18 protein-coding genes and 1 pseudogene are annotated in these 25,441 nt (G+C 46.2%); 15 read left to right on the forward strand and 4 right to left on the reverse strand.

Translation table 11 applies throughout. From position 1 onward, the window contains the following. Positions 1–178: 178 nt before the first annotated feature. The 4 genes from BIW15_RS03910 to BIW15_RS03925 are packed head-to-tail and all read left to right on the forward strand — an operon-like array spanning position 179 to position 4,289. Entirely contained in the window at positions 179–1,129 is a 951-nt protein-coding gene (locus tag BIW15_RS03910) for a DUF523 and DUF1722 domain-containing protein (RefSeq protein ID WP_077280603.1), read from the forward strand. Then, complete coding sequence (locus BIW15_RS03915; protein WP_005462936.1) at positions 1,119–1,931, forward strand: MerR family transcriptional regulator; 813 nt, start codon at positions 1,119–1,121, stop codon at positions 1,929–1,931. Before BIW15_RS03910 ends, BIW15_RS03915 begins: the two co-directional genes overlap by 11 nt. A 9-nt stretch (positions 1,932–1,940) precedes the next feature. After that, on the forward strand, positions 1,941–3,356 hold the full coding sequence (gene phrB, locus BIW15_RS03920) for a deoxyribodipyrimidine photo-lyase (RefSeq protein ID WP_045599872.1): 1,416 nt from the start codon (positions 1,941–1,943) through the stop codon (positions 3,354–3,356). 6 nt (positions 3,357–3,362) lie between these two features. Next, positions 3,363–4,289: a L,D-transpeptidase family protein gene (locus tag BIW15_RS03925; RefSeq protein WP_077280604.1), complete on the forward strand. Its 927-nt coding sequence runs from the start codon at positions 3,363–3,365 to the stop codon at positions 4,287–4,289. Between the two features lie 26 nt (positions 4,290–4,315). Here the strand turns inward: BIW15_RS03925 and BIW15_RS03930 are convergent, their stop codons facing one another. After that, entirely contained in the window at positions 4,316–4,570 is a 255-nt protein-coding gene (locus BIW15_RS03930; protein ID WP_005462467.1) for an Lpp/OprI family alanine-zipper lipoprotein, read from the reverse strand. Between the two features lie 551 nt (positions 4,571–5,121). On the opposite strand from BIW15_RS03930, the gene BIW15_RS03935 reads away from it, so the two are divergent. The 6 genes from BIW15_RS03935 to BIW15_RS03960 all read left to right on the forward strand — a co-directional run bounded on the left by BIW15_RS03935 (position 5,122) and on the right by BIW15_RS03960 (position 15,288). Then, positions 5,122–6,468, forward strand: coding sequence for a DEAD/DEAH box helicase (locus tag BIW15_RS03935; protein ID WP_029784417.1), 1,347 nt, complete (start codon positions 5,122–5,124; stop codon positions 6,466–6,468). Positions 6,469–6,813: 345 nt separating this feature from the next. Further along, positions 6,814–8,814, forward strand: coding sequence for a prolyl oligopeptidase family serine peptidase (locus tag BIW15_RS03940; protein ID WP_077280605.1), 2,001 nt, complete (start codon positions 6,814–6,816; stop codon positions 8,812–8,814). After that, entirely contained in the window at positions 8,815–10,953 is a 2,139-nt protein-coding gene (locus BIW15_RS03945; RefSeq protein ID WP_031846727.1) for a TonB-dependent hemoglobin/transferrin/lactoferrin family receptor, read from the forward strand. 12 nt (positions 10,954–10,965) lie between these two features. Next, the gene (locus BIW15_RS03950; protein ID WP_077280606.1) at positions 10,966–13,272 is read left to right on the forward strand and encodes a proprotein convertase P-domain-containing protein; all 2,307 of its coding nucleotides are present in this window, start codon (positions 10,966–10,968) and stop codon (positions 13,270–13,272) included. A 5-nt stretch (positions 13,273–13,277) separates the two neighbouring features. After that, the gene (locus BIW15_RS03955; protein WP_077280607.1) at positions 13,278–14,720 is read left to right on the forward strand and encodes a DUF1566 domain-containing protein; all 1,443 of its coding nucleotides are present in this window, start codon (positions 13,278–13,280) and stop codon (positions 14,718–14,720) included. Position 14,721: 1 nt separating this feature from the next. Next, positions 14,722–15,288 (forward strand): DUF1566 domain-containing protein, encoded by a 567-nt coding sequence (locus BIW15_RS03960; RefSeq protein WP_077280608.1) that lies wholly within the window; start codon positions 14,722–14,724, stop codon positions 15,286–15,288. A gap of 105 nt (positions 15,289–15,393) precedes the next feature. On the opposite strand, the gene BIW15_RS03965 is transcribed toward BIW15_RS03960, so the two are convergent. Further along, positions 15,394–17,037, reverse strand: coding sequence for a methyl-accepting chemotaxis protein (locus BIW15_RS03965; protein ID WP_029840435.1), 1,644 nt, complete (start codon positions 17,035–17,037; stop codon positions 15,394–15,396). A gap of 331 nt (positions 17,038–17,368) precedes the next feature. Between BIW15_RS03965 and BIW15_RS03970 the strand changes: the two genes are divergently transcribed. From BIW15_RS03970 to BIW15_RS03990, 5 genes are all read left to right on the forward strand, one after another. Beyond that, positions 17,369–18,190: a phosphate ABC transporter substrate-binding protein gene (locus BIW15_RS03970; protein ID WP_005462954.1), complete on the forward strand. Its 822-nt coding sequence runs from the start codon at positions 17,369–17,371 to the stop codon at positions 18,188–18,190. 99 nt (positions 18,191–18,289) lie between these two features. After that, positions 18,290–19,222 carry a phosphate ABC transporter permease subunit PstC gene (gene pstC / locus BIW15_RS03975; RefSeq protein ID WP_005462956.1) on the forward strand — a complete coding sequence of 311 codons (933 nt, stop codon included), beginning with the start codon at positions 18,290–18,292 and terminating at the stop codon, positions 19,220–19,222. A gap of 22 nt (positions 19,223–19,244) precedes the next feature. Beyond that, entirely contained in the window at positions 19,245–20,108 is an 864-nt protein-coding gene (pstA, locus tag BIW15_RS03980) for a phosphate ABC transporter permease PstA (protein ID WP_005478161.1), read from the forward strand. 60 nt (positions 20,109–20,168) lie between these two features. Continuing rightward, on the forward strand, positions 20,169–20,918 hold the full coding sequence (pstB, locus tag BIW15_RS03985; RefSeq protein ID WP_077280609.1) for a phosphate ABC transporter ATP-binding protein PstB: 750 nt from the start codon (positions 20,169–20,171) through the stop codon (positions 20,916–20,918). A 378-nt stretch (positions 20,919–21,296) separates the two neighbouring features. Beyond that, the gene (locus BIW15_RS03990) at positions 21,297–23,375 is read left to right on the forward strand and encodes a GGDEF domain-containing protein (RefSeq protein WP_024702122.1); all 2,079 of its coding nucleotides are present in this window, start codon (positions 21,297–21,299) and stop codon (positions 23,373–23,375) included. Between the two features lie 70 nt (positions 23,376–23,445). On the opposite strand, the gene BIW15_RS03995 is transcribed toward BIW15_RS03990, so the two are convergent. Continuing rightward, complete coding sequence (locus BIW15_RS03995) at positions 23,446–25,092, reverse strand: BatD family protein (RefSeq protein WP_179115220.1); 1,647 nt, start codon at positions 25,090–25,092, stop codon at positions 23,446–23,448. A gap of 4 nt (positions 25,093–25,096) precedes the next feature. After that, positions 25,097–25,441: pseudogene (locus tag BIW15_RS04000) on the reverse strand (hypothetical protein); the annotation flags it as partial.

Below are 25,441 nucleotides of genomic sequence, written 5' to 3' on the forward strand. Positions count from 1 at the left end.
TGTTGATTGCGCACACAAAACAGCCAAAGAAAAAGATAAATATTTTTTAAATCGAGCTGATCGAAATCGCGGAGGAGTAAGTAAAACGATTAAATTGTACAACTAATTTTCTTGTACAATTTAGGGTGGCTTGCTATAAGTTATACAACTAAACTTTTTGTATAGGTATGACGTTGCTATGGAATCTTCAATCAAAGTAGGTATCAGTTCTTGCGTGTTAGGTGAACGCGTGCGTTTCGACTCTGGTCATAAAGTCAGTAACTTTGTGACTAAAGAGCTTAGCAATTATTTTGACTTTGTTTCTGTATGCCCAGAAGTGGGGGTAGGCATGCCGGTGCCACGCCCGACGATTCGTTTAATCAGTAATGAAGAGCGCATCGCGTTGGTTGAAACGAAAAATCCCGACAATGATCACACAAATAACATGCTGACTTACTCCGCAAATAAAGTGGACGAGCTTCAAAATGAGCAATTGTGTGGTTACATCGTTTGTGCCAAATCGCCAACATGCGGTATGGAACGCGTAAAAGTGTACAGCAAAAACAACGCTGTAAAAGAAGGGGTTGGTCTTTACACGAAAACGTTGATGGAAAAAATGCCGTGGTTACCTATCGAAGAAGATGGACGCTTAAATGATCCCGTTCTTAAAGAGAACTTCATTACTCGCATTTACTGTCTCAACGATTTTTATGAATCGATGGCAGGTGAGCTGACACGCGGTAAGATCATCGATTTTCATTCTCGTTATAAGCTAACGCTTATGGCGCATCATCCAGAGTCGTATCGATCTTTGGGGCGCTTAGTCGCAGATGTTGCCAGCTATGAGATTGACGAGTTTTACCGAGAATATCGATTAGGTCTGATGACGGCGCTATCGAACCGTGCCAGTCGCAAAAACAACACGAATGTGTTGATGCATCTTCAAGGGTATTTTAAACGCTCTCTAAACAAAGATGAAAAAGAAGAACTCGCGACCGTGATTCAAGACTATCGTACTGGCACGCTGCCATTACTCGCGCCACTAACATTAATTAAACACTATCTAAATGCTTATCCAGATGAATATCTGCAAAAACAGAAGTTTTTAGAGCCACACCCGCAGGAGATGAGATTACGCTATGGTTTGTAGTTCAGAAGAAAAACTATACGCAATTCGAGATGTTGCAGAGATTACGGGCGTTAAGCCTGTGACGCTGAGAGCTTGGCAAAGACGCTATAACCTAATCCAACCGCAAAGAACGGAAAAAGGGCATCGCTTATATTGCCAGCAAGATCTCGATACGATTCGTGAAATTCAAGGTTGGTTATCCAAAGGCATTGCGATCGGCAAAGTGAAAGGACTGCTCGGCCAATCGGATGTAGAAATCAGTGCAGAAAACCATTCGCTTGAAGAAGTGGAAACCGTACTGTCTGCGTTGTCGCAACTCAATCGTGGCAAAACGGAAAGCGTCCTGTCATCGGTATTGAAAGAGTACCCGCTCAACTTAGTCGTAGATCAGTTTATCAATCCTGTGTTTGAAGCATTGGATTTGGTTAAGGGCTCGCTGCGCTCTTTGCAGATGGGATTGTTCCAAACCTGTTTAATCACGCGTTTGGCATTGGTGATCGATTCTGAAAACAAAGCATCCACCAAGGGGAAATGTCTGTTGATCAGCTTTGAACAAAGTCGAGATGCAGAAAGCTGGATTCAGGCGGCGAAGTTGTGTGAGCAAGGCTACCACATCACCTTGGTCGACAAGGTGGACGACGTTTCTGGCTTGGTGGGTCACGACGTGATTGAACGCTACCAGCGTGTTTATGTGTTCTCGAATAAGGCGCTACCTGCCAAGCAAGTGGAAGCATTCAAAGCGCTGTTAGCGCGGTATCCTGAGCAAGTGCAGTGTTCGGAAGTTATTGAGAAACTTCATCTTGCACAAACACAGATTCAGTAAGGAGACCACATGATTCTGGTTTGGTTTAGGCGCGATTTACGCACGTTAGGCCACACGGCGTTAAAGGCGGCACTTGATACAGGACAACCTGTTGTTGCTTGTTTTGTTGCAACGCCAGAACAGTGGCAAGAGCACCACATGGCGCCGATGCAGGCGGATTTAATCGCTAGGCGTCTTGAGCATGTTCATCAAGAGCTCACAGAACTAAACATTCCTCTTCTGTATAAAGAAGTTCCGCGTTTCGACGACTGTACAAAAGTCATTTGCGATTGGGCGGATAAGCTCAACGCAACGGCGGTAATGGTCAACATCAATTATGAAGTGAATGAAGTTGAGTTGGATAGAAAGGTATCTCAAGCACTGGATAATCGTGGGGTAGAGTTTCACGCCTTTCACGACAAATGCGTTCATGCGCCAACGACCGTACTCAACAAGCAAGGTGAGTATTTCAAAGTATTTACGCCATTCAAACGAGCATGGTTGCAAAAGTTTTCCTTGCCAACGGTATCCAAGCCTCAGAGACAAAATGAACTGCCTAGTGAGCAGTTAGAAGCGGTAAAACAAGACGGTTTTGATGCCGATTTTACGTTCTCTTATCCGAGGGAATCGAGCGAAGCTTGGTGTGCATCGACCAACGACATTCTCAAGCAATTGAGGACGTTTGCACGCGAGCGTAGTGACGGTTACCAGATGAAGCGAGATTTCCCCGCTATCGATGGTACGAGTCAGCTCTCGCCTTATCTTGCCATCGGAGCATTGTCGCCAAGACAGTGCATCGCGAGGTTGTATGCTGAGAATCCACAACCGGATTTGTCAGAAGGCAAAGCAACGTGGCTGAGCGAGATCATTTGGCGTGAGTTCTATCAGCACTTATTGGTGTTTGAACCTAAACTTGTCAAAGGTCGCGGATTCATAGACTGGGAAGATAAAATTCAATGGTCTTACGATGAACAAGCTTTTGAATGTTGGAAAACGGGGACGACTGGATATCCAATTGTTGATGCGGCAATGCGTCAGCTCAATCAAACTGGCTGGATGCACAACCGACTTCGCATGATTGTCGCGAGCTTTCTTACCAAGGATTTACATATCGACTGGCGCTGGGGCGAAGAATACTTTATGAGCAAGCTTGTCGACGGCGACTTTGCGGCAAATAATGGTGGGTGGCAGTGGTCGGCATCGACTGGCTGTGATGGCCAACCATACTTCCGTATCTTCAATCCAATAAGCCAAGGCGAGAAGTTCGATTCCGACGGTCAGTTCGTGCGTCATTGGGTGCCAGAAATTAAGAGTGTGCCGAATAAGTTCGTCCATAAACCATGGACTTGGGAGGGATTTTCTTTACTGGAATATCACAAGCCGATGGTTGATCACAAGGTTGAAAGAGAGATAACCTTACGGCTCTTTAAAAGTGCCAAGGAATAGAGTGAAATGCTTAGCAAAAAGCGATCAATGAGTTTTGCAAAACGAATCCTGTTATCTGTCTCGTTATCATTAGTGAGTGGATTGTCATTCGCCAAAATGTACGAGTTACCAGAGGACGGCAGCCGTTTGATTGGTCGCCTCGAAAACCACGTCGTGCAAGAAGGCGAGACCATGGCAAACATCGCCAAGCATTACGACGTGGGCATGCTAGCGTTGATGGCAGCGAACAAAGGCGTTGATCCATTTCTTCCTCAAGAAGGGCGCGTACTTACTATTCCATCTCAACTTATTCTTCCTGAAGTTCCTCACCAAGGCATCGTGATTAACTTGGCTGAGCTGCGTTTGTACTACTTCCCAGAGGGCGAAGATGTGGTGCATGTTTTCCCTGTTGGTATTGGCCGAATTGGTCGAGATACACCAGTGATGACAACCAGCATCAGCCAAAAACGTCCGAACCCAACATGGACGCCACCTGCGTCTATTCGTGCAGAATACAGAGCGAAAGGGGTGGATTTACCTGCGGTTGTGCCAGCAGGCCCCGACAACCCGCTTGGGTTGTTTGCACTTCGTCTAGCTTACGGAAATGGTGAGTACCTTATTCACGGTACCAACAAAGATTTCGGCATCGGAATGCGCGTGAGTGCTGGTTGCATTCGTATGGACCCAAGTGATATCGAATGGTTGTTCGACAAAGTTCGTCGTGGTGAAAAAGTAAACATCATCAATCAGCCAGTGAAAGTGTCACTAGAGCCGGATCGTAGTGTGTTTGTGGAAGCGCATGAACCGTTAACTCGCAGCAATGGCGAGAAAGATCATTTACAAGTTCCGAAAGAATTGGGCTGGTGGCTAAATGAATTTGGACTGACGAATGTGAAAGCGAAAGCCGTTATTGCCGCTCAGAATGGGGTTCCAGTAGAAATAACCGCGCCTTAACGGGCGTTAAAGCGCGGAACAACATCTTACTTAGTGTAAGACTGAGCGATGTTATCGATACGCTCGTTAGCACGTGCTGCTTCTTCTTGAGCAGCCATTGCTGCGTCACCTGATTTTTGAACGTCAGATTGAAGAGATTGTACGTCTTGGCTTAGTTGGCTAACTTGGTTGCTTAGTTCATCTAGTTTAGCTGCGTTTGCTGTTGCTGCGTCATCAGATGAAGCACAACCTGCTAGTAGAAGTACTGAAGTTGCTGCAGCTGCGATCAACGTTTTGTTCATATAAGAACTCCTTGCTTATAGTGAAAGTCTCGCCCTATAACTCTTTTTTTATACAGTAGCGAGGTTAAATGTGGTTACATTTTATCAGTACATGATGTAGCAAAAGTCAAAAAAATCCAAGAATTTCATGGAGTACCTGACGTTAACTTTTACCTGAGCCTAACAAAAGTAATTACTCATCCTTTCGATTGCTCCCACAACAGTCCACATAGCAGGTATTTTTGCCACGTTCCTGATATCAATAATTTAGACGATATTGACACAAATGAAAGTTTCTACCACTAAATAACTGCAATCGGCTTAGTTCTGCGAAGTGAATTCGACACTTTTATGGGCGTGTTTTTTCTCGAATTTTAGCCAAGGTTTTCGCTAGTTACAGCCGAAGGTTCTTCTTCACTGGGCTGAAAATGATGTTTTGTTTTCATCCGTGGGAATTAGTTTGTGTGATCTCTATCTATACTCCTATGATTTGCGGTATTATACCGAGCTTTATTTTTTGCTGCGTTAGAGCGGAAACGACATTACAGAGCGCTCAGACGCTGACTGATTTATTGGAGAATACTTTGCAATTTAAAGATCTAGGCCTAGACAACCGATTGTTGAAGAACCTAAAACACTACGATTTTAAAAAACCGACTGACATTCAAAAACAGGCTATTCCTGTTGCGATTGCAGGCAAGGATTTATTGGCATCTTCGAAAACGGGTTCGGGTAAGACTTTGGCGTTTGTATTGCCAATGCTTCACAAGTCACTGAAGACAAAATCGTTTTCAGCGAAAGATCCTCGTGCTGTGATTCTGGCTCCAACGCGTGAGTTGGCTAAACAAGTGTATGGCGAACTTCGCTCTATGCTGGCTGGTCTATCTTACGATGCAGCGTTGATTCTTGGTGGTGAGAACTTTAACGATCAAGTAAAAGCACTGCGTCGTTACCCGAAATTCATCGTGGCGACACCAGGACGTTTGGCTGACCACCTAGAGCACCGCTCTCTGTACCTTGACGGTTTGGAAACGCTGATTCTTGATGAAGCAGACCGTATGTTGGACTTGGGCTTTGCGCCTGAGCTACGTCGTATCCATAACGCGGCGAAACACCGTCGTCGTCAAACGTTGATGTTCTCAGCAACGTTGGACCACGCAGAAGTGAACGATATTGCTTCTGAAATGCTGAATGCGCCAAAACGTATCGCAGTTGGCGTATCTAACGAAGAACACAAAGATATCACGCAAAAATTCTACTTGTGTGATCACCTTGATCACAAAGAAGCGATTCTGGAACGCGTACTTTCTGAAGCGGAATACCGTCAAGTGATCATCTTTACGGCAACGCGTGACGATACCGAACGTCTAACCGCGAAGCTGAACGAGAAAAAACTGAAGGCCGTTGCACTGAGTGGTAACTTGAACCAGACGCAACGTAACACCATCATGAGCCAGTTTGAGCGTGCGGTGTTTAAGATTCTGGTAACGACTGATGTCGCTTCTCGTGGTTTGGATATTGCGACAGTGACTCACGTCATCAACTTTGATATGCCAAAGCATACAGAAGAATACGTGCACCGTGTTGGTCGTACTGGCCGTGCGGGTAACAAAGGTGATGCGATTTCTCTGGTTGGTCCAAAAGACTGGGAGAGCTTCAAGCGTATCGAAACTTACCTACAGCAAGATCTTGCATTCTCAGTGTTTGAAGATTTGAAAGGTAAATTTAAAGGTCTGAAACCACCTAAGAAAGATTTCCGTAATAAGAAAGCGACGACGAAAAAAGCGCGTCCTCAAGCGAAGAAAGTGGCGAAGCAACCAGCTAAACGCGACAAGAGCTTCTACAAAAACGTATCGGTGGGTGATGACGTGTTCATCCCTAAGAAAAAGCCTGCGGCACCAAGCTCTGAAGAGTCATGATTGCCTCAGTTCTAAACTGATTCTGATGTTTACAAAATCCGAGTGTTCGCACTCGGATTTTTTATGCCCGTCACTTAGCCAACCCTTGTCTTTTCTTACTAACTGTTTCTCCCAATTCTTACTAACCGTTTCTCCCAATGCTTATATTTGTCTGACTTCATATAAACAGCACAGATTGCTAATTTAGCAAGATGTTGATTGTGTTTACACTGGTTAAAGCAAACGTTTTTTCAAGCAGGTTAGATAAAAATATTATTTAATTATGAAAATGATAATTGATCTCATTTTTATTTAAGGGCAGAATACGCGGATTCCATTAATCCTATAAATGAATTCGCTCTCTATATGAAATTTACTCATGTTTTTTTAGGGCTCATAGTTACCTCTGGTTTTGGCGCTACTGCCGCTGATGATTTTAACTGGCTGCGAGATGACGCTCGTAAAGATGAGCGAGTTCTTACCTACTTGACGCAGCAAAACCGCAAGACCGAACAGTATCAAAAAAGTTATCAGGCACTGACACAAGATCTGCTGGCACAGTGGGAAACCATGGTGGCAGACAAAGGCGAGCAGCCATGGTCGATTGTGAATGGACGAGAGTGGACGTTAACGCGTCGTGACGGTCGCTACGTGTTGTTATCACGTGCGAGTCAGCATGCACCAGAAAACGCGGTGTTTGATTTCGCTGAGCGACAATCGGCGCATCAATACTATCAACTTGGTCAGTGGCATGTGAGTGGCGATAAACTGCTGTTCACTGAGGATATCGACGGCAGCGAGCAATATCGAGCCGTGGTTGTTGATTTACTCTCAGGCCAATCTTCGGAACTGGCAACACACGTCGATAGTGGTGCACTGTTATCAAAAAATGGAAAAATGGCATACCTTGTAGCAAAGGACAAGCGTACCCAGCGACCTCATCAGATCCTACGTATTTCCACGGAGTCTTTGGCTAAAACAGTAGTATGGAATGAGTACAAATCAGATTGGTTACTCTCTTTTTATCGCGCGGCAGATAGCCGTTACGCCGTACTGCAAAGCAACAACGAGTCAACAACAGAGCAGAAGCTTGTCGATCTAGAAACGGGCACAGTCACCGATTCATTGCGAGTGCCAGAAGTGGGCGTGGAATATTACGCAGATGTCGCGAAAGGGCATGTTTACCTCAACAGTAATCTTGAAGGAAAGTTCGCACTTTACCAAGCCGAACTCACGCCGCTTAGCGCAACATGGCAACGCTTTACCAACCCTAGTGAGCCGCTTGAGCAGTTCTACCTTTATGATGCAGGAGTTGTGGCACTTGGTAAGCCAAACAATGTGTCGACGTTGACGGTGTATTCTTATCAAGGTCAGGAAAAAGTGATACTGCCATTGGAACACGATGGCAATGTCGCTTGGTTGAGCACGTTAGGCGATTTTGAATCAAACAAGATTCGTATCCGAAGCATGTCGATGACCACGCCTCCTCAATGGGAAGAGTTTGATGTAAAAACGCTGACTAAATCTTTGTACTCTCAAGATGCTTACCAAGATTTTGATAGCCAACATTATGTTTCAAAACGAATTTTCATTAAGCACGATGGTGTTTCTGTTCCCGTCTCTTTAGCGTATCGCAAAGACAAATTACACGCACAATCACCCGTGATGATTTATGGCTATGGCGCATACGGTTTTACGATGAAACCGTACTTTATGCCTCAAGTCATAAGCTTGCTCGACCAAGGCGTGATTTACGCTATCGCCCATGTTCGTGGCGGTGGGTACTTTGGCGATGAGTGGCATGAGCAAGGCCGTGGTGTGCGCAAAGCCAATTCTATTGGCGACTTTGTCGCGGCCGCTAAGACGCTGAAAACGTTTGAACGCGGTAATCGAGAGGTTTTTGCCATTGGTTCTAGTGCTGGTGGCACGTTGGTCGCGGGAGCGGTTAATCGAGATCCTAAGTTATTTTCAGGTGTCGTGCTTAAAGTGCCTTTTGTTGATGTGGTAGCCAGCATGTCGGATACATCACTTCCGCTGACCACGCAGCAGTATGGCGAATGGGGTAACCCAACCAAATCTGAACAACTGGCACTAATGAAGGCGTACGATCCAATTCTCAACATTCACAAAGACGCTTACCCACCGATGCTGGTTCAAGTCGGTTTGATCGACCAGCGCGTGCCTTACTGGGAAGGTGCCAAGTATCTCGCCAAGGTTTCTGAGCTAAGTGAGCACACCGGGCCTTACTTGTTACAGACCGATTTTAACTCGGGTCATCAAATGGACCCACGACAAGCGCAAGAACAACAAGCAAAAGAATACGCCTTTCTTTTATCACTGATTAATACATCTAAAGCGGAGCAGTAAATGAAGCTTACCCCAGTGTCAGCGGCAGTACTTTCGGTACTAGCTGCCAGCCAAGTGCACGCCAAATCTGACGTTTTCTCTATGGAAGAGGTTGTGGTGACGGCGAATCGGATTGAACAACCTGTGTCTGAAGTAGCAGGCAGCGTTGCGGTTGTCACCAGCGAAGAGATTGAACAAAAGGGCGAAACAGAGCTTTATGATGCGCTGCGTCACGAGCCTGGGGTAAGTGTGTCGGGTGGCGCTGGTCGTCCACAAAACATCACGATTCGGGGCATGACGGGTAACCGTATTATGATCATTCGTGACGGCATTCGCTCTGCAGACGGTTTTGGGGCGAATGACAACAATGACAAAGTGGGCCGCGACACGTTCGATCTATCTAATCTTGAATCATTAGAAGTAGTGAAAGGGGCAAGCTCCTCAGTCTTGGGCTCTGGTGCCATTGGTGGTGCTGTGATTCTAAAATCCAAACAGCCGGGCGAGTTTTTAGAAGATCGTGACTTTTATGTTGACGCCACGGGCACTTATACGGGGATAAGCAATAAATACAAAGGCGCGAGCAATTTGGCATTTCGTTCTGGCGATACGGAAAGCTTGGTCAACGCGGCTTATTGGCAAGGTGAAGAGACGCGTAACTTCAGCCAAGATTTGTACAACCGCGATTTGGATGGTTACAGCGCGTCATACGCCATCAATCATTTCTTCAGTGATGAAGTGATGATCAAAGCGCGTGCCGAACTCTATCGACAAGACCAACAACGCCTTGAAGGTTCGTCATCCATACAAAAAGATGGCAAGTGGCATATCGAAGACTTTGCAGAAGATGAATCGACAGAAGAATACAGTGCATATTTAGGTGCAGAGCTAACGCCGCTTGATCCAGCATGGTTTGAAGAGTTGGATACCAAAGTTTATTGGCGTCATACCGAAGTGGTCACAGACACCAATCGCTTAATGAACTCTACCGACGCCAATGGTCTGTTGATTAAGCGCCGCGAACTTGAGCACAAAACATTTACCGATAGCACGGTCGGTTTGAGAGCGGATTTCAAACAGACGCTTCACGCCTCATCGGCTGAGCACAAGTTAGCGTATGGCGTTGAGATAGCATCGGATTACTACCAACGTGAAGATAATCAGAAAGTCCTCGATTGGACGGGTTCCAACGCATCGCAAAAGCAACCCTTTGCCGCTGCACGTGCTTACAACATTGGGCTTTATTTCCGTGACATGATTGAGCTGGAGAAATGGACATTGACTGGCGGTTTGCGTTTCGATGCGCACCGACTTTCACCTGATGGCCAGAATGATATCGGTGGATATCCATTGAAAGATATCGACAGTTCTGAAATTTCACCAAGTTTGTCGATTTCTCGTGAAGTGTTCGAAAACAACCGCGTTTACCTCTCTTACGATCACGGCTATCGAGCGCCAGAATACGATAAAGCGTATGGCTTCGTAAGCCATGACTTTGTGCCGCTGACGCCTTTTGTTATTGCACCAAATATGGATCTAGAGGCTGAAACTTCGGACTCGTTTGAAATCGGTAACAAATTCGATAATGGCCGAGCGCAACTTTACGTTTCTGCGTTTTACAACAAGTTCCAAAACTTCATTGATGTTGTTACCACGGGTCAAGATAACTTCGGCAACTACGTCAAGCAATACCAAAACTTACACGGCGTTGAAACCTACGGCGCGGAGCTTTCTGCTGCGTATGCTTTCACATCGTCTTGGAAGCTAAGTACCAAGCTTGGTTATGTGGATGGAAAGGACGCTGAGGGCGAATACGTTCGTAGCATCACGCCTTTTGAGGGCAATGTTGGGCTGAACTACCAGCAACAAGACTTTAATGCGTTCGCGACGTGGAATTGGGCTGGTTCGATGGATCGTGTGCCGAGTTGCCAAACGTCGCTCGGACAAAAGACAGAATGCGCACAAACAGAGGCATGGAACACGCTCGATCTGGGGGCAAGTTACCAAATCACCAAAGATTTTCGTTTGAGTGCGACCATCATCAACCTGTTCGACAAAGAATACATTCGTTACCAAGACGTTGCTGGCATAGCAGATGAGAGCAAACGCTACTCAACGGAACCAGGTCGTTACTTTACGGTTAACGCGAAGTTCATCTTTTAGTAGGAGCCCAGCATGAAACTCAAACTTTTAGCGCTTTCTCTTGCGTTGGCAGGCGTTCAAGTGACGAACGCGGCGCAGTGGGATTACCCTAGCGCGGCTGTTATGGTCACGAACCAAGCCGAAGCGCTTCGCTACTTACAAGACAATTACGCTAGCGCTGGCGAACTCAAGTTTCGCTATCAAACCCGTTCTCAGCTTGGAGATCATTACAACTTTGATGTGTGGGTCGATGGTCAGTATCAACCGCAACGCACTATTGTGTTGTCGACTAACCAAGACCGCCAAATCGAGCGTATTTTCAAAAGCCTTGAAGATACGGTTATTCGTAATGGCGAGGCGATGCCAGCCGCAGAACTGGAATTGCCTGTTCGATTGGAAGTGACCGAGCCGCCAGCGTTGAGCTCCGGTGAGTTAGTGACGGTTCCCGTCTCAGTGTTTGATCCTGATTTACGTACGATGCAGCAACAAGCTGCGCCTGATTCCGCATGGAATTCGTTAGAGGATTATCCGCAGCCACTTCAATATGTTGAGAAGCAGATTCAAGTTTTGCAGTCTGGCGGCAAGTTCTACCTAGCCAATGAGCGCGTTAAACAGGTGGATGCACTTGCATTGCTGCCTACACCTGCGGTAGGTGCGGAGCCCGTACGCGATACAAGCAGTATTTTGCCGCCTGAAGGTGTTCAATCTTTTGCTGATGTAAAAGCGATGCAAAGTGCTCAGCTTGGCGACAATGCCTTTTTGCAGTTGATGGCGTTTTACCATCTTGACAACTCACTGCAGTACTTATCGAGCTTGAGCTATGACTTGTTTGAAGAGCCGCTTCGTTTTGATGGACGTGGTTTAGCGCTAGACAACTCTTCTTACTACACAGGTTCGCGTGCGCTGATGTTAGGCGTGGGTGGAGTATCTCCGGATGCTGCGGATGCAGATGTGATTTTGCACGAGCTAGGACACGGGATTCACTATCAAATTGTTCCCGATTGGGCGTATGGCCACACTGGTGCGATTGGAGAAGGTGTCGGTGATTACTGGGCGGGCAGTGCGAGCTACCGAACACAGTATTTAGATGCGGCTCGCCGTGGTCAGGAATTTGAGATTGATACCGTGTTCAACTGGGATGGCATGTTTGGCGTTCGCCGCGCAACACGCAGTCTCTGGAACCAACGTGCTCGCTACTTTGAAGGAGCGGAATACCGAGCGCATGAAAGCGTTGGTGGTGAATTGGGCGACGAGTTGTGGTCGACACCTTTGTTCCAAGCCTTAAAAGCGTCCATTGCTCGCTATGGAGATGGTTCGGATCGTGTTTTCCGTGACTTTGACTCGATTGTGCTTGAAGGCATGTACGGCGTGGGTCGTGGTGTAAAAATGCATGATTTGGCGGAGTCCACCGTATTTGCCGCGACAATGCTTTTCCCTGAAAAAGAGTACGCACAAATTCTGAAAGACAGCTTCGCACAACATAACTTACTCAAAGTTCCTTTTAACGCCAGATATCAATCTCGTTACATTAAAGCTGGGGAAATGGTCGAGTTGACGCTTTCTCACACTGGCCGATCTGCTAGCGTAAAGGGCAATTGGTCACTGAACAACGACACATCGAAAGCGGTCGATGTGCAACTGGCAAACTCGGCCTCTTTCAGTACCAACTTACCAACGGGGCTGACGTGTGGTGCACCGTTTGAATCTAAAGTTTCGGTGGATTATCAGTTTGCTGAAGGGCTTAAGGCGCAATCTTGGCAAAACGTGACGGCGCTAGTGAACGGTATTCCTCTACTTCTGAATAAGCCCAAGACTATCGAGGATGCGCTCACCGATGCGAGTATTAACTCGCGCGGTCAAGAAGTGCAAGGGAACAAAATTTTTGTTCAAACACTATCAGACAAAACGCAGAAAATTGATGACTCATTTGCCGTTTATCTCGATATCGAACACGCGAATTTAGCGGATTTACACATCACGTTGATGTCGCCACAAGGCCAGTCTGTAGTGCTGTTTAACCATCAGCCGAGTCAATCGGGTGGGTTTACGGGCTATTTCACGGTTCAACACGATTCAGAGCTGCAAGCATTGGTTGGAGAGCCTAGTTGGGGAACGTGGCGACTAGAAGTCTCCGATCGGGTGGTCGGCAACTCGGGCGCACTAAAAGCGTGGGGTGTGAGTCACTTTAACCAGTATCAGTGCGGTGCTGATACCACTTCGAAAAGCAACGGCAATGGCTCGGGTGGGAGTGGCTCACCTTGGGCGCTCTTTGGCTTGCTTGTGCTTTCAATGTTGAGAGTGGTTCGCTCTCGTAATAACGATTCATCAAAAAGAAGATAAGACCTATGAAGTTTCAATATTCTCTCATTGCAGTCTCACTGGCCCTTGTTGGTTGTGGTGGCGGTTCTGGTGGTGGTGACGCAACGGCGCCAAGTTACAACGTAGCGGGAACCATTTCTGCGAAAGGTACGTTGTTAGATACACCAGTGTGCATCGACCTCAACCAGAACTTTGTGTGTGATGCGACTGAGCCGAGCACAAAAAGTGATAACGCAGGTGAGTTCTCGATTACCTCGACAAACAAGAACATTTTAACCAGTCCAATTTTGGCTCAGGTTGACCAAGGCGACGAGCTCACACTGAACATGATGACGCCGGGACGTGGTTTGAGCAAAGGTAACGACATTAATGGCGTTACCACATTAATCGCAGCGTTGGTTATTGATGGTAAAACCGTCAGCCAAGCAGAACAAGTTCTAAAAGATTGGCTTGCACATGCTAACGTGAAACTGTCTGGCTCCGTAATGTCGGATCCCAATGCGTCTGAGTTGGAATACATCGAGCAAAACACGGTCGGGTTGCTAAGCAAAATGAAGCCAGAACACATCACACTTGGCTTGACGACGATGGCGCAAACACTCAGCTATAACGACAAATCTCTCGCGGCGTACTTGTTGAGTGATGCGGAGCACACTGAGTTAGCGGCCAAGCTGTCTTCTTTATCTGCGCTTGGTTCGGTAGGTAACGATACGGGTACCGTTTTGTATTATACGGTCGCTAAAGGACATTCGAACACAGCGACGCCTCAAGAACTTTTCCCAGGACAAGATGCTGAATTTGGCTTTGACAAGTTAGAGAAGCAGGCGGCGACAGGTAATGGCTTCAAGTTTGTTAAGTTAAGTGCAACGGGCGAGAAGCTAAAGGTGGATGCAACCACTTGGGCTTGTACATTAGATGAGCGCACGGGTTTGGTTTGGGAAAACAAAAGTGCTGACGAAAATTCGCTTCAGTTTAAAGATCGTCTGTTTGTTTACGAATCAGAAGACTTTAAGCCATTTTCTAAAGACTTGGAACAGGTTGGTTGTGTCAACGCAAGAGATGATATTTGCTCAACTAAGCAATACATTGAGCACATCAACCAGAAGTCACTGTGTGGTATCACAAATTGGCGCTTACCGGATTATCAGGAGTTTTATGATGTTCTCGACTTCGGTGAAACAGAGAAAGATGCAAGTGGCGTCGTTTATGGAATGAATTTTAAGTTCTTCCCACAGCAAACGTTAGGTAGTCCTTATTTGGAATACGGTTCGGTTTGGTTCCAGGCGTTTACCTTTACTGAAAATGACAAGGTAAAAACGCCCGAGTACTTAAGAATGCCGTTGGTAACGGTTCGAGGTGCCGACCGTGGACAATCTAGCTCGATTGAGATTTATTCCGATAAAAAAGATCCAACAGCTGATGACTCATACCAGTTTCCAATTCGTCTAGTTGCTGAGAAAGGAGAGTAAGATGAAAAAACTTATTACCGCATTATCTCTTGTACTTGTTTCTTACGCGTCGATGGCCGCTCAGGAATGCTCTTTGGATTTTGTGAAGTCAGCGCCGAATTCTCGCTACTTATACTCTGATCTAGGTGTTGTAACAGATTTAAAAACAGGACTCACTTGGATGCGCTGCCCAGTTGGTATGACATGGGATATGGCTCAAAAAGCGTGTTCTGGGGAAGCTCAAAAAGTAACATGGCAAAACGCGCTGCTTACTGCGGAGCAAATTCGGAATGCCTCGGGCAACCATGTGTTACACAATTTTGCAGATAAAAAACAGTGGCGATTACCGAATATTAAAGAGTTAGTTACACTCACAGAGCGAGCGTGTTTCCATCCTTCGATGAATGGTACGGCGTTTGAAAGTGCATACTCGCTTGAAACTGGTGATTTAGGTAGCTATACCTGGAGCAACACGCCCGGCACTGACGCTAGACAAATCATGACGTTCGAAAGCGTGAATGGAGATGTTATTGGCTATTCTCCTGAGGCGAACCAGTTTTCAGTGTTGCTTGTCACAGACGAAGATTAATCGACAAGTGGCTGTTAAGACAATGACGTTAAAAAGCTCCGCATTTGCGGAGCTTTTTTCGTATTTCATTCAGTGTTTCGCATGTGTTTACACCACAATGAGTGATTACACTTGGAACTGTCTTAGCTGTTGCTGCTGGTTTTCCGCTAGGCCAGAAAGCTCTTGAGCGGCAGCGGCGGATTGCGTAATACCAGTTACGTTCTGGCTCACCAGTTCATAGATGTTCGTTAAGTTGTTGTTGATATCAGCCGTGACCTGTTTCTGCTCTTCTGATGCGGTCGCAACTTGAGTGTTGATTGAGTTCAGTTCGGCGATAGCGTTACTGATATTAGCAAGTGATTGGCTAACTTCTTGTGCCAGAGCTTGGTTGTCTGATAGCATGGCTAAGCTAGAGTGCATGCTTTCATTCGCGTGACCAGATTGCTGTTGAAGCTCTTCAATGATGGTCTGGATCTCTTTTGTCGACTCCTGAGTTCGCGCCGCTAGCATACGGACTTCATCGGCCACTACCGCGAAGCCTCGGCCACTTTCGCCCGCACGTGCAGCCTCGATCGCTGCATTCAGTGCAAGCAGATTGGTTTGCTCAGAAATGCCTTCAATCACTTCGATCACGCGACCAATGTGTTCTGATTGATCTTTTAGAGACGTCACGACGGCAGCGGCTTCGTTGAGTTGCTCCGCCATTTTTTCGCTTGCGCGAGTGCTTTCTTCAAACATGCTCAGGCTTTGTGAGGTCAGCATGCGTGCTTGATTTGATGCGCTATCGGCTTCTTGTGCATTGGTCGATACCTCAGCTGCGGTAGATTCTAGCTGGTTGATCGCCGAAGCTACTTGCTCAACTTCTTGTTTTTCTTGATCCGAATTGACGCTGCTTTGAGTCATAACGGTCGCTAACTCGGTCGATGCTGATGCCACATCTTCACTAATTCGAACTAATGCACTCACGGTTTCACGCAGTTTGTCGATGGTTTGGTTTACATCCTGAGCCAGCTGCGACACTTCGTTTTTTCCGATGGCTTCGGCTTTAACCAATAGATTTCCCTTCGCGACTTCTTGCATGGTTCCTTGAAGGTTACGAATCGGTGCAACGATATAGCTGGCTAGTATCCAACTAATAAGCGAAGCGGCACTCAAGATCACCGCAAGCGAGACCGCGCTGTACGTGAGCGTGGTTGAATGCTGTTCACCATTCGCTTCCACTTCATCGGTGACGATTTGATTTAATTGCTTAGACAGGTTGTCGATGGCGTTGATCATTGCTTCGCCAGTCAATCGATACTCTGCCATCGCAGATTCGTACTTTTGATTGAAATCGGATGTGGTGTAATCAGAAGAGTGTTTGGTGGTGAGCAGAGGTGTCATGGTGACGCGCGTGAAATCAACATAGTGATCCATGGCTTTGCGCATGGCATTCACTTCGGTTTGAACGCCTGGGAGGCTATCGATGGAATTCAGAAAATCGCGGTTTTTGTTTTGTCTATCAGACAGTTCTTGGTTGAGAGATTGGACATCTTCGGCTCTAAATAGACTGTAAATGGCTTTGATGCGCATGGCGTAGGTGTTGTCTACGATGGCGCTGAGTTCCTCTTTATGAATGATCAGCTTGTTGGTGGAAGTGGAAACCTTATTGAATGCTTGGTCGAGCTTGCCGATTCCGACGCTCAATCCAATGACGAGTAATACAACGGTGAATAGAACAGGTAAAAAGACCTGAAGTTTAATAGAAAGCGTACTAAGAAATTGACGCATGATTGACCCTCTATAGTTTTGATTATTATCATTATTATTAATAACCTTAAGGATTCTAATGAATACATTTTTCAAATCAATTACTTACTAATGCCGAATTGTTATGAAATGTAGCAAAATTGAAGGACTTGGCATTTTGTATAGATGTAGAAAGGCGCGGAAGTAAGCGAGGAAATAACACAACCTGAAATGTTGCGGAATTAATATACAGAAATGACAACGTGTCATAGAGGGTTCAACTAAGTGAAACACAACTGTCATATTCGGATTCTAAAGTGGGCACCGTTCAAGTGAAACACAACGGCAATAAAGCCACTTTAAGGAAATTGTGATGAAAAAGACAGTAATCGGTGCAATCGCACTTCTAGGCGCAATGGCAGTGACTCCTGTTTCTGCTAAAGAAACTATCTCTGCAGTGGGTTCTAGCAGCGTAACTCCACTGATGGAAGTTTTCTCTGAAACATACATGAAGACGAACCCGAACGTATTCATCGAGGTTCAAGGCCCTGGCTCTTCAGCTGGCGTTAAAGCGGCGAAAAACGGTTCAGCAGACTTAGGTATGTCTTCTCGTAACCTGAAGGAATCAGAAAAAGAGCCAACACTTGTTGAAGAAGTGGTTGCTCGTGACGGTATCGCGGTTGTTGTTAACCCACAAAACAAGCTAGCAGGTCTAACTGCTGAGCAAGTGACAGCAATCTACAAAGGCGAAGTATCAAACTGGAAAGAAGTGGGTGGCGAAGACAAGCCAATCGTAGCAATCACTCGTGATACCGCTTCTGGTACTCGTGGTGCATTTGAAGACATCATGGCGCTTAAAATGAAAATTTCTGGCAAGAAAGTTTCAGCAATCTCTCAACGTGCTCAAGTTGCTAACGGTAACGGCGCACTTAAAACAATGGTTGCGTCTAACCCATACGCAATCGGCTACATCTCACTAGGTACAGTAGACAACACAGTTAACGCTCTAGCAATCGACGGTGTTGATGCAACAGTTGCTAACGTGAAAAACGGTTCTTACAAAGTAGCTCGCCCATTCCTTGTGCTTTACAAAGAAGGCAAGCCATCTGCAGAAACGCAAAAATTCCTAGATTGGATGCTAACTGAAGATGCGCAAAAGCTAGTTGACCAAAACGGTTACATCTCAGTTCACTAATTTATCGGGACTCTTAAGTTTGCTCAGCCCACCGTTTAGGGCTGAGCCTTTTCTATCCATAGCGTTCATTGGCAATACCCAGAACCGTGAGATTTTTAAATGACCATCGCAACAAATAGTGAAAAGCTTATGAATACTGACGCTAAAGCTATCAGCAAGCCAGGCCTACGCGAGAAACGTCGTGTAGACTGGAAAGAGCGTATCTTCCACGGCTTGTTCCTAACCAGTGCTGTTATCGGCATTGTGTCGTTAGCAGTAATTGCTTACTTTATTGTTCGAGAGAGTATTCCTGCCTTCCAAGAAGCTGGAGTATCGGGCATCGTTCTTGGCCAAAACTGGCTTCCACCTGCGCTTTACGGCGTAGCAACAATGATTGTCGCTTCTGTAGTCTCTACTGCGGGTGCGGTGATGGTTGGCGTTCCTGTTGGTGTGCTTACCGCAATCTTCATCGCTGAAATCGCGCCTAAGCGTTTGGCTGATGTTATTCGTCCTGCGGTTGAGTTGCTAGCGGGTATCCCTTCGGTGGTGTATGGCTTCTTCGGCCTCGTTATCATCGTTCCTTTGATTCAAGACATCTTCAATGTGCCAGCGGGTAACACCATCTTGGCGGGTATTATTGTTCTTGGTGTGATGATTCTACCGACCGTAATCACGGTATCTGAAACGTCTATTCGAGCGGTGCCTCGTGCATACAAAGAAGGCTCTTTGGCTCTTGGCGCTTCAAAAATCTACACAATCTTCAAACTGCTCGTTCCTGCGGCTCGTTCAGGCATCATGACTGGTGTGATTCTTGGTATCGGTCGTGCGTTGGGTGAGACAATGGCAATCATCATGGTGATGGGTAACGCACCGGCAATGCCAGAAGGCATTCTCGACTCAGCACGTACGCTGACCGCGAACATCGCGATTGAAATGTCTTACGCAAGTGGTGTTCACGCGAACGCACTGTACGCAACAGGTGTGGTACTGCTGGTCTTCATCATGTCGTTGAACGCTGTACTTCTTTACCTAAACCGAGAAAAAGCGAAGTAATCGCTCGTTAAAGGTGACTATTATGGATCGCGCAAAACTGAAAAAAGCACGCCAGTTCAAAGATAACGTCTTTAACGCTTTCGTTTGGATTTCGGCTGCACTGACGGTAGGTTTTCTGTTCTGGATTATCTGGTACATCCTATCAAACGGTCTACAACACGTAGATTGGAACTTCATTACTGACAATTACACTCGTACCGGCGATGAGCACGGTATCTTCCCGATGATTGTGTCGACCATTTACATGGTTATTGCATCCATCGCGGTAGCGGCACCACTGGGTATCATGACGGCAATTTACCTGACTGAATACGCAAAAGTAGGCAGCCGCTTGGTGAAAGTGATTCGATTCTGTACAGAATCCCTTGCAGGTATCCCGTCGATCATCTTCGGTCTGTTTGGTATGACTTTCTTCGTGGCAATTCTTGGTCTTGGTTTCTCGATTCTATCGGGTGCACTGACGCTAAGTATCCTAATCCTGCCAGTTATCATCCGTACCACGGAAGAAGCATTGATGGCAGTGCCACAAACGTATCGTGAAGGCTCATACGGCCTTGGCGCTTCAAAAATTTACACTATCTGGCGTTTGATTCTTCCGAGCGCGATGCCAGGTATCTTAACCTCGGTCATTCTAAGTATTGGTCGTGTCATTGGTGAGTCTGCTCCAGTATTCCTGACAGCAGGTATGGTTGCACGTATTCCGGATTCTCTATTGGATTCAGGTCGTACGCTAACCGTTCACCTTTACAAACTGACTACCGAGCTGTTTACCATTGAAGAATGGAATCAGGCTTACGGTACGGCAACAGTGCTGATCGTCGTTGTTCTTTTGATCAACATGGTGACTAAACTGATTGCAAGACGTTTTAACACAGCAACTTACTAACAAAACCAATTAAGAACGCACGTTAAAAGACACGAATTCAAGATTTAAGAGATTAAGACAATGAACAAGTTTGATATTGAAAACCTAGACCTATTCTACGGTGAAAACCAAGCACTGAAATCGATCAACCTGCCTATTCCTGTTCGTCAAGTGACGGCACTTATCGGCCCATCAGGTTGTGGTAAATCAACGCTTCTACGCTGTTTGAACCGCATGAATGACCTTATCGAAGGCGTAAAAATTACGGGTAAGCTCGCAATGGATGGCGAAGACATCTACGGCAACATTGACGTTGCGGACCTTCGCATCAAAGTCGGCATGGTATTCCAAAAGCCAAACCCATTCCCGATGAGCATCTACGAGAACGTGGCTTACGGCTTGCGCGCTCAAGGTATCAAAGACAAAAAGACAATTGATGAAGTGGTAGAGCGTTCGCTGCGTGGCGCTGCACTTTGGGATGAGGTGAAAGATCGCCTTAAATCACATGCATTCGGCCTTTCTGGTGGTCAGCAGCAGCGTTTGTGTATCGCGCGTACTATCGCGATGGAACCGGACGTAATCCTGATGGATGAACCGACGTCGGCACTTGACCCGATTGCAACCCACAAAATTGAAGAATTGATGGAAGAACTGAAGAAGAACTACACCATCGTAATCGTGACTCACTCAATGCAACAGGCGCGTCGTATCTCTGACCGCACCGCGTTCTTCCTAATGGGTGAACTGGTTGAGCACAACGATACTCAAGTGATCTTCAGCTGCCCTCAAGACGACCGTACGCAAGGCTACGTAAACGGCGACTTCGGTTAATAACCGCATTTTTGAAATAACCAGATAACTATAAGCGATGGTAACTTTGCCCCTCTTTATGAGGGGCCTTTTTCTTTTTAAGATACTGATTTATAAAATCTATCTGCATAAATAATTATTAAAAATTAAGCGACATTGGCCACTTTTATGCAACATGTAATTCTCGTGAAACATGGTGCTAAAAGTGCTGAAGAGTTCTCGAATGTGAAATTTAGTCCGAAAATTTTGCGAATTACTTAACAGCTCAAAATTGATTATATTGATTGCATATCACCACCTGCGTAGTTTTTTATCGAGGATAAAAAAGTAAATTAGGTTGGTAGGGTGAATTTAAAAAGTTTTACGAGAAAAGTGTCTTCAACGAGGGACCACCGGCTACTGGCCGAAGCAATATTCGATCAATTAGAGAATCTCTTTTCCCCTCACGCGATCGCCATTTTTGAAGACCCTTTAACCAATCCTCGTTGTTCTGTGAGTTTTTCTCGCGGAGAGCTTTACCCTATTCAAAAGTACCCTGAGATTTTCTGGGACTGGGCCTGCCAATTTGATACATCCGAAAGCATTATTCCTCTGGCGATTAACACTTGTAACTGGAATCACACCCAAGATTTAGGTGGCGACAGCTACATAATGATGCTCGACAACACGCCAATAAAACGCACCTATTTACTTATCCAATCTGTCCAAGCTCGCACCGCACACAATATTTACGAAGAAAGCTACGACGCAATGCAGCTCGCGGCTGCGCGTTGGCAATGCATTCGAGCCGAGAAAAATGCATCACAAGAGATGCGACATCGAGACATCCGTGAAGCTCAATACGTCGATGAAATTAGCCAGCGCGAACGTTTTATCGAAAACATGAAGTTAGTTCAGCAAGTCGCACTCGAGATCTCCAACCCTGATTCCTTAAAAGATTTGTATTACAAAGCCGTCGAAGCCCTGCGTGAACGATTGGGCTTTGACCGCACCACACTGATGCTACTGGACATGAAAAAGCGCAGTTTCAGCGGTACATACGGCACAGATGAGTCTGGCGTTACGATCGATGAATTCCACACGCAATACGATCTACATCAACTGAGTGAGGAATACATCGCTGCGCTGTCGAGCCTTGAGAGTAATTTAGTGATCATCGAAGATGCGCCAATATACACGGCGGGCAAAGTGGTCGGGCAGGGATGGAACGCGATGTTAATCCTGCGTGACGGCAATGAGCCCTTCGGTTGGTTTGCGCTTGATAACTTTATTCATCGCAAGCCGATAACGGCGTATCAAAAACAGATGTTGGACTCGTTTGGTTCTCTTTTCTCACAAATTTATATCCGTAAGCGCCAAGAGCAAAATGTGCGCATGTTGCACTCAAGCATGGTTGAGCTATCACGCTGTACAACCGTGAGTGATGTGTGTAAATCGGCAGTGACTTTCGCGATTAAAAACCTCGGTATTGATCGTATGGCGGTATTTTTGACCGATGAAAACTGCTCATACATGCAGGGAACTTGGGGCACGGACATTCAAGGGAATGTCGTCGATGAGTCCTATTTCTTTGGTGAGACGCAAAACTTTTCTCTGATCAATTTAGCTCGCGCCGTACCGAGTGAAGTCGCATTCGAAGAATCCGTTCCCATTTACCACGACTGTAATATCGTCGGTTTTGGTTGGGCGGCAATGACGGTTCTCACCTCAAACAGCAGTGGCCCCATCGCTTTTATTGCCGTCGATAACCTGCTCACTCGCGCGCCGTTAACCTCTCAACTGCGCGAAGTGATTCGTATGTTCTCTTCCAGTTTGGCCGAGGTGCTGCAACGCACTCAAGCTCAAGAGGCGATTCGAGAGTTAAATGAAAACCTTGAGTTAGAAGTGCAGAATCGAACCAAAGAGCTAGAAGAGGCGAATCGCCAGCTCGAAGTACTGTCTAAACTCGATCCACTTACGCGTCTTGGCAATCGCCGTATGCTGGAACATGTGATGCAAAAATACTGCGCATTGGATTGCGAAGAGGCGATGTCATTCGGTCTGATTCTGATTGATATTGACCATTTTGGTTTGTTTAACAATCACTATGGTCATCTTGAAGGGGACATTGCACTGATGCGGATTGGGAACATTCTTGAACACCATACCAAAGATGAAGACGAGGTCTTTTGTCGTATTGGGGGTGAAGAGTTTGTGTTATTGATGATCGGCTCGAACCAAGAAGAGGTTCGTTTGAGAGCGGAATGCATCCGTCAATGCATTGAAGATGAAGGCATCAAGCATCAACATAACCCAGAAGGTGAATTGCTGACGGTTTCGGTGGGGTACTCCTGCTACAAAACCAAAGGCAAAGACTTCAATTTCGACCACTTGTATCAGTTGTCCGACAAGGCGCTCTATCAGGCGAAAAGCAGTGGGAGAAATTGCGTGAAGCGATATGAGTTAAAAGACCCTCAAAAAGATCAAATTGTAGCGTGAGTTTGTTTTTACGTACTTCCTGAACATCAGAAACCAAAAATGGCAGCGTTTAGAGCGCTGCCATTCTTATTTATAGTTTTTCTAGCTGGTGGCTAGATTTGTCACGTTTGGCCTTGGCCAGTTTTTGCACTTTCTCCAACAGGGCTTTGTGACTCCATGGCTGTTGATTTGGACTAAAACGTGCTCTGTTCATGGCATCGAGTTCGAGTTTGACCGCTTGAACATCTTCGGGATTTAGTCGGTCACGATGGGTACTCAAGTACTCGTTCACTGAGCATTCGATTTTCGCTTCGTCGCCTTCATTAATGATGCGTTTTAACGCTTCAACGCAAAGTGGTCTTTCTGATGCCGACAATGGTTCTGTGGAAGCAACAGGACGCTTTTTCCAAATTACGAATGCAATTGCGGAAGTAAGAATCCACAAGCCTGCAAAAACAAAAGTGAACGTTTGCCAGAGTTTATCGACGCCATTTTGTTGGGCTGGAGCTGCATTTGAAACGGTTGGTATAGGAAGCGCGGTTTCAGGTAAGGTAATCAAGCCTGCATCGCTTTGTTCCACATTCAGTTTCAGCTCAGACAAGTTTGCCTGCTTTGCTTCATCGCTTTTACTGTCCCACCAATTCAGTGCGTAGCCTGGCAGCGTGAATTCGCCAGCTTCTGTTGGGATCAGCACTTGTTTTACCGTCATGATTACCGTGCCATCTCTTGCTGTGTCGAATTGAGGCTGTTCAGGGTAAACGCGTAAGGAGTTTGGGTAATCCATAGTAATACGCGGTAAGTATTCGGCTTGTGTACCGCGAGCTTTGATTTGAATGGTACGAGTAATAGACGAACCTTGTTTCACGTTATTTACCGTATTGGCGGATAGCGTATTACCTTGATCGTCTTGCCAGCTCTGAGTCATTTGCAATGCCGATGCGGGTAACCAACTGCCTTTAAACTCACTAGGTATGGCTTTTACCGTTATTGGCATTTGCTCCACTTTTGTGCTGATCGGCATGATCTTGGTTGAGCCCGTCAGACTATCGCCATAGATATAAGATCCAGTCAGTTGTGGGCCAAGGAGCGTGAATGTTCCCGGTTGTTCTGCGGTTAAGCGGAAAGATTGCTCCACCACTGTCACTTCAAGCCCAGAAATGACTCGCTGCCCTTGTTGCATTTCACCAACAGGTTCGATCTTCATGCCTTCAATACGTGGTGGCACAACTTGTGGGTTGTCTAAACGGCGAGTGTCGGCCTTGATGATCAGTTGCATGCGTAAATTCGCAGATTGCTGCGGATATAGCGTATGGTTATCGACACTCATATTGAAGCTGAACAAATCATCCAGATCGGGTGCCGATTTGTTCGCCGTGACTTTTAGCTGAATTGGCTCGGTTTTCATGCCATCGGCCGAAAAACTCGGGATCGTAATTATCCCTTCTTTCATTGGCGCTATAGAAATGCTCCATTCTGTGCGCTGATATTTTCGACCATTGATGTTGTTACTCGAACGCCCGTAGCGAGGCTGTCCTAGGAAGAAGTCTTTTTCCAATACGCTGAAGTCGATGGCGTCGGACGCCACTTCTGAGTCTGCCATTATCCGTAGGTTGATGACTTCATTTTTAGCCACTTCAGTTTTGTTGACGCTTGCCTGAAGGCTTTGTGCCATCACCGAGAAACTAGATAACAGGCTGGCCACAAGAATAAAGACCAGATGTACGCCTTTTTTCATCACGGGCTTACCACTCCTTCTGAGATTGTTGTGGGCGTTGTTTTTGTTGAGCTTGCAACTGCATTTGTGCACGAATCAAAAAGCTTGGATCTCGAGCACTTTCGACAGCTTCTAGGCGGCGGAATTCAGGATCATCCTGAGGTGTTTTTTCTGGTTGGGCTTGCGCTTGCATAGGTTCACCTTTTTTTTGCTCACCTTGCTTTTCTACTTCCGTCTCGGCCTTTTGCTGCTTAGCTTTGTGTTCGGACTTTTGCTTTTCTTTTTTATTTTCAGCGTCTTGTTGATTTTGTGACTGCTGTCCTTGCTCTTGTTTAGTACTATTCTGAGACTTTTGTTGCTGTTGCTGTTGCTG

This window comes from Vibrio sp. SALL6, assembly GCF_002002385.1.
Classification (GTDB): Bacteria; Pseudomonadota; Gammaproteobacteria; order Enterobacterales; family Vibrionaceae; genus Vibrio; species Vibrio parahaemolyticus.

Excerpts from the sequence above, each read along its gene's own strand:
- pstB (WP_077280609.1), top strand. The coding sequence starts at position 20,169 with ATGAACAAGTTTGATATTGAAAACCTAGACCTATTCTACGGTGAAAAC.
- BIW15_RS03930 (WP_005462467.1), bottom strand. The coding sequence starts at position 4,570 with ATGAACAAAACGTTGATCGCAGCTGCAGCAACTTCAGTACTTCTACTA.
- BIW15_RS03925 (WP_077280604.1), top strand. The coding sequence starts at position 3,363 with ATGCTTAGCAAAAAGCGATCAATGAGTTTTGCAAAACGAATCCTGTTA.
- BIW15_RS03915 (WP_005462936.1), top strand. The coding sequence starts at position 1,119 with ATGGTTTGTAGTTCAGAAGAAAAACTATACGCAATTCGAGATGTTGCA.
- BIW15_RS03970 (WP_005462954.1), top strand. The coding sequence starts at position 17,369 with ATGAAAAAGACAGTAATCGGTGCAATCGCACTTCTAGGCGCAATGGCA.
- BIW15_RS03910 (WP_077280603.1), top strand. The coding sequence starts at position 179 with ATGGAATCTTCAATCAAAGTAGGTATCAGTTCTTGCGTGTTAGGTGAA.
- BIW15_RS03950 (WP_077280606.1), top strand. The coding sequence starts at position 10,966 with ATGAAACTCAAACTTTTAGCGCTTTCTCTTGCGTTGGCAGGCGTTCAA.
- BIW15_RS03940 (WP_077280605.1), top strand. The coding sequence starts at position 6,814 with ATGAAATTTACTCATGTTTTTTTAGGGCTCATAGTTACCTCTGGTTTT.
- BIW15_RS03965 (WP_029840435.1), bottom strand. The coding sequence starts at position 17,037 with ATGCGTCAATTTCTTAGTACGCTTTCTATTAAACTTCAGGTCTTTTTA.
- pstC (WP_005462956.1), top strand. The coding sequence starts at position 18,290 with ATGACCATCGCAACAAATAGTGAAAAGCTTATGAATACTGACGCTAAA.
- pstA (WP_005478161.1), top strand. The coding sequence starts at position 19,245 with ATGGATCGCGCAAAACTGAAAAAAGCACGCCAGTTCAAAGATAACGTC.
- phrB (WP_045599872.1), top strand. The coding sequence starts at position 1,941 with ATGATTCTGGTTTGGTTTAGGCGCGATTTACGCACGTTAGGCCACACG.
- BIW15_RS03945 (WP_031846727.1), top strand. The coding sequence starts at position 8,815 with ATGAAGCTTACCCCAGTGTCAGCGGCAGTACTTTCGGTACTAGCTGCC.
- BIW15_RS03960 (WP_077280608.1), top strand. The coding sequence starts at position 14,722 with ATGAAAAAACTTATTACCGCATTATCTCTTGTACTTGTTTCTTACGCG.
- BIW15_RS03955 (WP_077280607.1), top strand. The coding sequence starts at position 13,278 with ATGAAGTTTCAATATTCTCTCATTGCAGTCTCACTGGCCCTTGTTGGT.